Source organism: Martinezella calliandrae (assembly GCF_030272695.1).
GTDB lineage: Bacteria > Pseudomonadota > Alphaproteobacteria > Rhizobiales > Rhizobiaceae > Rhizobium > Rhizobium calliandrae.
The window spans coordinates 1-4,702 of sequence record NZ_JARFYN010000120.1; the positions used below are offsets into that span (position 1 = coordinate 1).

Here is a 4,702-nt window from a genome sequence, read left to right on the forward strand (position 1 = left end):
TAGGGCGGGCGGGGCAGCCCATGCCGACTTTCAATCTCGCAGCCTGCAATAAGAGTATGATGGGAGGTCATGAAACGTTCGGTTGCGAGCGTGCGCGAACCGGCGTCGAGCACACCCAGATACTCTATAGTCTATGCACTTCGACACAGATTGCCTATCAACCGGGCCCTTCGTTCCTAACCCTAGGCATTGCCGGAAAGATACGGGCGTAGAATAGGCTGCCACATCGGGCTGCTCCATTCTCCTCCTGTCTGCAATTGGCAGGCGCAAGGACATCGTTAGAGAGAAATGGAGAAGAAGATGACAAATGAAAATCCAAACACGGGGTTGGAGTGGAGCAATCTTGTTCTGGGCGCAGGCTTTGCGTGTCTCGCCTTTATGATTGCCGGACTACCCATCGCGGGTTGGAACGCTGCGATCGTGGAAGACACACAAAGGCACATCTATTGCGGCGGCCGCGTAAACAGTTCCCGGAACAACGCCTCCGAACGCTCCAGGCCTTCATCGGTCAGGATCAACGACTTCGACTTGTTGACCGGGTCGCCGATCAAGCCCTTCTTGTGAAGCCGATCCGTCGTTGCCCAGTCGAAGCCCTTCCAGGCACAACGCTCGTTATGCAGCGTCAGCCACAACAGCGCCAAAACGGCATCATCGATTTTGTCCTCATCGATCTCCATGAACCGATATTACCACGCGCAGTGCCCAAAATCCCATGGCCCTGCTCGGATGATACCCTCCGAGGCGGATTTCTATCGCTGGAACGCTTTTCCTGGCGTTGGCTAGGTCGCTCGTTATCCGGCTCCGATGATCGTGGGAGCCGGTCGCAATGTCGAACTCAAAAATTGAGAATGGCTTAGTGCTTGTAAGCGGCGCCATGGATTTTATATTTCGCGCCGTTCGCAACCTGGTCGAGAACGCGTTGCACCATAGTCCCGACAACGGGGTGACTACCATCTCGGTCTTCAACATCTGTGTCGGCGTAGCCGATCAGGGCCCAGGCTTCACCAAAATACGCCTGAGCGCGGTCGGCCAAAGGTTAATCATCTTTAATGTAATCATTCAGGTGCTCGTCAGCAGTATTCGGCATTTGTTTCGCACGACAAACGGAATTGCAACGAAATGGACCGGAGTTGGCAAGACTTTGAGGCGAGCGACCGGAAGCAGGCTCGAGTCGTATTCGAGAGCAGTGTCGCGTTGAGATAATCGCCGGAACAAAATCGTTCCCCGTTCAAGCGGTTAAAACCCCAGCTCGCCAGATTTAACAGACCGCGGCGCCCCGCGAAGAGGCGCCTCGATAAGCCCTCTCTCCGCGTCGCGAATACCTTTTAAAGAAAGAAAAACATATGAGAAAACCACAAGCTGCCACAAGCCACTCCCCATACTATATCGCGACCGTACTCGTCCTCACAATCGCGGTCGGGCCCGCTTTTGCCGCATCCTTGAAGAGCATAATGGGCGACATGCGCGACAATACCACGTCGGCCAAAGCCGTTCTCGCCAACTTCGATAGCGCATCCGCAAAGCAGATCATGCAACGCTATGCTTCGGAAGCTCAAGCCGCTAGCGACATGTTCGCCGGCCAAGGCGGCGCCAAGGAAAAGGATCTTAGTTCTCGATTCAAGCAATTGGCGGCCATGGCCGATGCAACAAGCCAAGCCCCGCTAAACAAGGCCAGCTTTCGCAAGGCGTTCGCAGAGGTCGCCAGCGAATGCAAATCCTGCCATTCCGCTTACAAATGATTGCTCCCAGCCAGGAACCCAGAATGAACCAGAAAAGACGCACCTTAGAGAAATTCTGCGATCAGCACCTCGAAGACCGGCTCTTTACACCGCAGTTAGCTGAGGAACAGTATGTCCGCGCGTGGGATCTCCCCACACGCCTTTTCAAATGGTCGCTTGTGACGCTGATCCTCACGGCCTGGATATCGAGCGGATTCAGCGATCGCGACATGCTTGTCCACAAGGCTGCCGGCTACGGAATCCTGGTGCTTTTGGTCTATCGAGTCCTGTGGGGAATTGTTGGAGGGTCTACGGCCCGGTTCTTAAACTTTGTACGACCGCCGTCTGCCGCTTGGAACTACTTGAAAACCTTGCGCGACAAAAGAGCGGCGCAGTACCTTGGACACAACCCTGCTGGCGGACTAATGGTTATTGGGTTGCTTTTGGCCTGTGCCGTTCAGGTGTTGCTTGGGCTCTTCTCCAGTGATGGTGTAACGGCGGCTGGCCCCTTTGCCGATATGGTCGGCGACACGAATTCGGGTTGGGCGGCCTCTATTCACGCCACATGGTTCTATGTTGCTATTCTTGGGCTGGCCTTTTTGCACATAGCGGCAAATCTCTATTATCAGCTTGTCAAGCGCGAGAACCTCATCGGCGCGATGGTCACCGGTCGTAAGAGACGTGCCAATTATGTTGATCGCAATGAGACCAAGGGCGGATCACTCCTTCTTGCCGCAATTTGCCTGCTCGCGTCGGCTGGTCTCGTCTATGGGTCAATTACGTTGCTCGGTGGGACTTTCTTCAATCCTACCTGACGCTTCGTTTAAGCAAGATCGAATCTATTAAGCTGGTCGGCAGCATAGCAACCACTGGCGGCCCGTCGTTAAAGACCTCGTCGCATTCAAAAAGCTGCGCTTTTTCCGGATGGCTTGTTCGATCGGATGCCGTAGGATGATTGTGCACCACGCTTCGTAATCCAGTAATATGTTGAAACTATTGTCAATTTATGGATTTCTGCGGCGAGTGGTGCCGTGGATTGGGGTATGTCTATTATGCCCAATTGTGATCATCACACTCGATCACCCGGACGTTCGCTGAGTCGCGTTGCCGCACTGCACTTTATTCCTTTCGTCCCATGCTTCAAGTTCATCGATAGGATAGAGGACCGCTTTGCCAATCTTCACGAATGACGGTCCGACCTTCATAGCGCGCCAATTCCGGAGGGTTCCAACGGAGACACTACCTCGATAGCGTTCAGAAACCTCTTCGGGCGTGAGAAATTTGCTCTCAGACATAGGTCCTCCCGCGATCGGCGGTTTGCTCCCGACCGGATGGCGTTGGTGCGCGAGATTTGAGCGCTGAGCGCAATTGTCACTCCGCGTCACCGTCGGGCTCGTCGATCGTCGGTGGCTCACGCTGTTGCACGAACGAACATGCAACTCGAAAGCGCAGGCGGGAAGGTGGGTTCTGCGCGCGTAGGGAACGCGGATAGCAGCGGATAGATATTGGCCGGTCTTAAAATTCGCCGTCGTTGCAGATGTGTTGGTCCGTGCGTCACCGTGCAGACCAACGTCTCATAATCTTGCCAAGCTCGGGGTCGAGGTTTCGAAGCTCTTCGGGAAATCACTAATGTAAGAGGCCTCCTTCGGGAGGCCTTTTGCTTACAAATCCCTTGGTTTGGACGATTGCAAGTAGCTTGTAAGCGGCCGAATTCGCAAGGCCGGCCGGAATCACGTGCGATTGCCAAACACCAAACCGGAGCGATGAAGCGTGGCCTCTGTCGGCGCCGCGACGACTTCTATTTCTCGATGCTCGGCCTTCTAGCTGCGGCGGACGCTGGAGTTCCCCAGCCGATCGCACGCTCAGCATCTTTAGCACGCCCCGTGTTTGAAGTGCGGCTAGGTTGGCAACGACGGCTTTGACGAGTGCGCGTTGTGACATGCACCTAAGCGTTACCGCTGCCCCACCATCTTGGCGAGGTCCACGCGATGCAGATAAACGATTACCGCGTTGAGGAGTGCGAGAACGATGGCGGGCACAGGGTTGGCGTGCAGCAGGGTGAGATTGGCCACTGTTGCACAAAGCATCGTAAAGCCGAGCCACAGACCGCCGATCGCAGCGAGACGCGGATGAACGAGGGCAAGTGCTCCGACGATCTGGCCCACGCCGGTAAAGACGCGGAACCATTGACCGACTCCGAGCTGAGCGAACAAGTGCACCTCGAAGGGAGCCGCCGCCAGCTTCGTCGCCCCGGCAGCCAGAAACGTCGCGGCGACCACCCCTTTGAGAACCCAGGTAGCTATGCGGCGAAGATCCGGTTTTGAAATGCTCATCGCTTGCCTCGATATCGGTCGTTGATTGTTGCGCACCATCGGCAATGGCGTCGTGGCCACTTTCTCCGTCCCGGTCCGTGGCTGTCTCGACCTTGGCCGCGAACGACTTCGGCAAAGCCGCGCAGGCCGAGCGGCGCGGACATAGGTCTTTCCCTCTTCGGTTGACCTACATTGCGGCAGGAGAAACTATCAGAGAAGCCACTTTGATCTTATCAGAAGTATCAGTATATATGATAAATCGCGGGCGGACCGCGACATCCGAGCCGGCAATTCAATTGAGATCTACCGGCAGATGTCGAACAAGCGCGATCTCGGAGCAGTGATCCGGCCGGTGCCTGGCCAAGCGGGATCGGCGACCGGAGGCTCAAGCGGATCAACGTCGGCCGTGCGGCGGTGTACTTTCCACCTTGACCTCAAGAGCATTCTCTTCCGACACTCAATCGGCCTTGCTGCAAGGGCTTGCGATTATCGACTTGAGGCGATCGATCATCCAGCGGCCGGCGCGGCCCGGCGGCGCATCGGAGCGGTAGATCGCTGACATGGGCATATTCATGCCGGTTGGCGTTCCCTCTGGCTCGATGACGACGAGTCGGCCAGCGGTGATATCGTCGGCGACGGCGGGATAGGGCATATGGCCCCAGCCAAGCCCTG

Annotated in this window: 6 protein-coding genes and 1 pseudogene; 3 read left to right on the plus strand and 4 right to left on the minus strand. The window is 56.1% G+C overall.

What is annotated here, in order from left to right:
* Positions 1–443: 443 nt before the first annotated feature.
* Positions 444–677, minus strand: coding sequence for a DUF6429 family protein (locus PY650_RS36045; protein WP_108523402.1), 234 nt, complete (start codon positions 675–677; stop codon positions 444–446).
* 149 nt (positions 678–826) lie between these two features.
* On the opposite strand from PY650_RS36045, the gene PY650_RS36050 reads away from it, so the two are divergent.
* The 3 genes from PY650_RS36050 (at position 827) to PY650_RS36060 (ending at position 2,533) form a co-directional block, all read left to right on the plus strand.
* Complete coding sequence (locus PY650_RS36050) at positions 827–1,198, plus strand: ATP-binding protein (protein ID WP_285884851.1); 372 nt, start codon at positions 827–829, stop codon at positions 1,196–1,198.
* A 145-nt stretch (positions 1,199–1,343) separates the two neighbouring features.
* Positions 1,344–1,739, plus strand: coding sequence for a hypothetical protein (locus PY650_RS36055; protein WP_285884852.1), 396 nt, complete (start codon positions 1,344–1,346; stop codon positions 1,737–1,739).
* 23 nt (positions 1,740–1,762) lie between these two features.
* On the plus strand, positions 1,763–2,533 hold the full coding sequence (locus PY650_RS36060) for a cytochrome b/b6 domain-containing protein (RefSeq protein ID WP_285884853.1): 771 nt from the start codon (positions 1,763–1,765) through the stop codon (positions 2,531–2,533).
* A gap of 264 nt (positions 2,534–2,797) precedes the next feature.
* Here the strand turns inward: PY650_RS36060 and PY650_RS36065 are convergent, their stop codons facing one another.
* The 3 genes and pseudogenes from PY650_RS36065 to PY650_RS36075 all read right to left on the minus strand — a co-directional run.
* Entirely contained in the window at positions 2,798–3,013 is a 216-nt protein-coding gene (locus tag PY650_RS36065) for a helix-turn-helix domain-containing protein (RefSeq protein WP_285884854.1), read from the minus strand.
* 657 nt (positions 3,014–3,670) lie between these two features.
* On the minus strand, positions 3,671–4,051 hold the full coding sequence (locus PY650_RS36070) for a DoxX family protein (RefSeq protein ID WP_285884856.1): 381 nt from the start codon (positions 4,049–4,051) through the stop codon (positions 3,671–3,673).
* 436 nt (positions 4,052–4,487) lie between these two features.
* Positions 4,488–4,702: pseudogene (locus PY650_RS36075) on the minus strand (LysR family transcriptional regulator); the annotation flags it as partial.